A 2867-nucleotide genomic window follows, 5' to 3' on the forward strand; every position below is an offset into this window, starting at 1 on the left:
GGCCTCCAGCGCGATCGCCACCAGCCGGCGGCCGATGCCGAGATTCTTGAAGGCCGGCCGCACGGCGAGCGGCCCGAGCATCAATGCGCGGCCGGCACCGGCGGCGATGCGGGTCATGCGCACCGAGGCGACGACGATGTCGCCATTGACGGCGACAAAGGACAGCGAGCGCTCGTGCCCTCCGGCCTCACGAATCTTGTAGGCGGCCAGCACAAAGCGGCCGGGCCCGAAGGCTTCGTCGTTGATGGCTTCGATCTCGGGGTCGTGCGCCGGGGTTTCCGGCAGGTATTTCACGTCGGCAAGGCTCATGGTCTTTGCGGTCCGGTACAAGGAGGAAAGGTTGCTGCAAACGGCAGCATTCGCCAGTCAGCGCTTCATCAAGCGCGGGCGCCCTTTCGTCGTCGGTCAAACCGGATCAAAGCAAAGTCGAACATGCGGATTGTCCGCTAGCATCAATTTCCCGCCGCTGCAATCGGCCGTTTCTGTCCGTCATTTCGGCCAAGTGACGGTCTGTTCAGCACCTGACGTCTTCGACAGGGCAGCCTTGCGCCTACATCAACCAACAGGACGCAAGGAGATTCGCATGGGATTGCTGGTCGAAGGAAGATGGCAGGACCGCTGGTACGATACGGCGGACAATGGTGGCAGGTTCGTGCGGGCGCAGTCGCAATGGCGCGACTGGATCACCGTTGGCGGGGCGCCTGCCGAAGGCCGGACGCGCGGTTTCAAGGCCGAGCCCGGCCGCTATCACCTCTATGTCTCGCTTGCCTGTCCGTGGGCCCACCGGACGTTGATCTTTCGTGCGCTGAAGAAGCTGGAGGGCATCATATCGGTGTCCGTGGTGCATCATTTCATGGGCGCCAACGGCTGGACGTTCGTAGCTGAGGACGGCGCCACGGGCGACACGCTCTACGGCCTCGACTTCCTGCACCAGATCTATGCCAAGGCCGATCCCGCCTATTCGGGCAGGGTGACTGTGCCGGTGCTGTGGGACAAAAAGGAGCAGACCATCGTCTCCAACGAGTCTTCCGAAATCATCCGCATGCTGAATTCAGCCTTCGATGATTGGGGCGACGCCAGCTTCGATTTCTATCCGAAGGCGTTGCGCGGCGAGATCGACCGCATCAATGCGCTGGTCTATCCCGCCATCAACAACGGCGTCTATCGCGCCGGCTTCGCCACCACGCAACGCGCCTATGAAGAGGCTTTCGGCGAGCTGTTTTCGGCGCTGGATACGTTGGAGGAGCGACTGGCAAAACAGCGCTATCTCGTCGGTGGTCGTATCACCGAGGCCGACTGGCGGCTGTTCACCACGCTGGTGCGCTTCGATCCGGTTTATGTCGGCCATTTCAAATGCAATCTGCGCCGCATCGCCGACTACCCGAACCTGTCCAACTATCTGCGCGATCTCTATCAGGTCCCTGGCGTGGCCGGGACGGTGAACATGCATCACATCAAGGCTCATTATTACGGCAGCCACCAGACGATCAATCCGACGCGGATCGTGCCTGTCGGACCGGATCTCGATTATGCCGCACGGCATGACCGGGCCCGCTTCGAGAAAGCGGCGGCCTGACCTACCAGTAGGGCGAGGGCTGCTCGCCGTCAAAAACCTCGGCGATCCGGCGCAGCGTCGCCGGCGTCGTGCCCCGCGGCAAGCGGTCGAGCGGGAAGAAGCCGGCTTCGGCGATCTCGTGGTCCGGCAGCTTCGGCGCCGTCTGGCTGAAATGCTCGAGCAGATAAAGGCCGACATGATCGCGGCGGCTGGAGCGGCGGTTGAAATGCATCGATTTGAGCACCGGCGGGGCGGTCAGTGCGATGTTGCCTTCCTCGGCCAGTTCACGGGCCAGCGCCTCGTTCATCGTCTCGCCGACTTCGACGCCGCCGCCGGGAAGCTGCCAGCCCGGTACATAGGTATGGCGAATAAGGAAGACGGATCTGGACGCTGTGTCGTGGATCAGGCCGCGCACGCCAAGCGTCATCGGCCTCCGCAGCACGAAATAGAGATGGAACAGCCTGGCCCTCAACCCTGGCCAGCCGGTCTGGCGGAAGGCATCTTCAGGGCTCGTCATTGATAGCGAAACCGTGGGTGGAAAGCCGCGCGCGGGTCGCCTATGAAGGTTGTATGTTCAGGCTCGCGCATATTTCCGATGTCCATCTGGGGCCGCTCCCCGATGTATCCTATCGCGATCTCGCCTCCAAGCGCGTGCTCGGCTATGTCAACTGGCAGCGCAACCGCCGCCGCCATATGCATGATGCGGTCATTGACACGATCGTCGCCGACATCAAGGCGAACACGCCTGATCACCTCGCCGTCACCGGCGACCTGGTCAATCTGGCGCTCGACGGCGAGATCGAGATGGCCAGGCACTGGCTGGAGACGCTGGGGCCGCCGCATGATGTTTCGGTCGTTCCGGGCAATCACGACGCCTATGTGCCAGGCGCCTTCGACAAGGTCTGCCGGTCCTGGGCGGCGTGGATGAGCGGCGACGGCGTCAACACGCCGGTCGACCGCAACGCCTTCCCCTATCTGCGTGTACGCGGCAATGTCGCGCTGATCGGCGTCTCGACGGCGCGCGCCACGGCACCCTTCATGGCCAATGGGTTTTTCATGGAAGGCCAGGGGGATAGGCTCGGCAAAATCCTCCAGGACACTGCCGGACAGGGGCTGTTCCGCGTCATCATGATCCATCATCCGCCGGTGCGCGGCGCGGTCCCGCAGCACAAGCGGCTGTTCGGCATCGCCCGCTTCAACAAGATCATTCGCCGCCATGGCGCCGACCTTGTGCTGCACGGCCATTCGCATCTGCCGTCGCTGTTCTTCATCGGCGGTCGAGGCGTCAGGATCCCGGCGGTCGGTGTCGCTG

The 2867-nt window shown here is 63.2% G+C and carries 4 protein-coding genes; 2 read left to right on the top strand and 2 right to left on the bottom strand.

Going from position 1 to position 2867, the window contains the following annotated elements; genetic code table 11:
• Nucleotides 1-309 (bottom strand): N-acetyltransferase (locus EN994_RS25410; protein ID WP_164746176.1); only part of this gene is annotated, 309 nt, incomplete at its 3' end.
• 274 nt (nucleotides 310-583) lie between these two features.
• Between EN994_RS25410 and EN994_RS25415 the strand changes: the two genes are divergently transcribed.
• Entirely contained in the window at nucleotides 584-1576 is a 993-nt protein-coding gene (locus tag EN994_RS25415) for a glutathione S-transferase family protein (protein WP_063168870.1), read from the top strand.
• Nucleotide 1577: 1 nt separating this feature from the next.
• Here EN994_RS25415 and EN994_RS25420 read toward each other — a convergent pair whose 3' ends face one another.
• Complete coding sequence (locus EN994_RS25420) at nucleotides 1578-2072, bottom strand: NUDIX domain-containing protein (RefSeq protein ID WP_063168869.1); 495 nt, start codon at nucleotides 2070-2072, stop codon at nucleotides 1578-1580.
• A gap of 53 nt (nucleotides 2073-2125) precedes the next feature.
• Here EN994_RS25420 and EN994_RS25425 point away from each other — a divergent pair.
• Nucleotides 2126-2867, top strand: a 742-nt coding sequence (locus tag EN994_RS25425; protein WP_206530495.1) for a metallophosphoesterase, incomplete at its 3' end; no start/stop codon positions are given.

The sequence above is a fragment of the Mesorhizobium sp. M7A.F.Ca.CA.002.09.1.1 genome (genome assembly GCF_003998555.1).
GTDB lineage: Bacteria > Pseudomonadota > Alphaproteobacteria > Rhizobiales > Rhizobiaceae > Mesorhizobium > Mesorhizobium ciceri.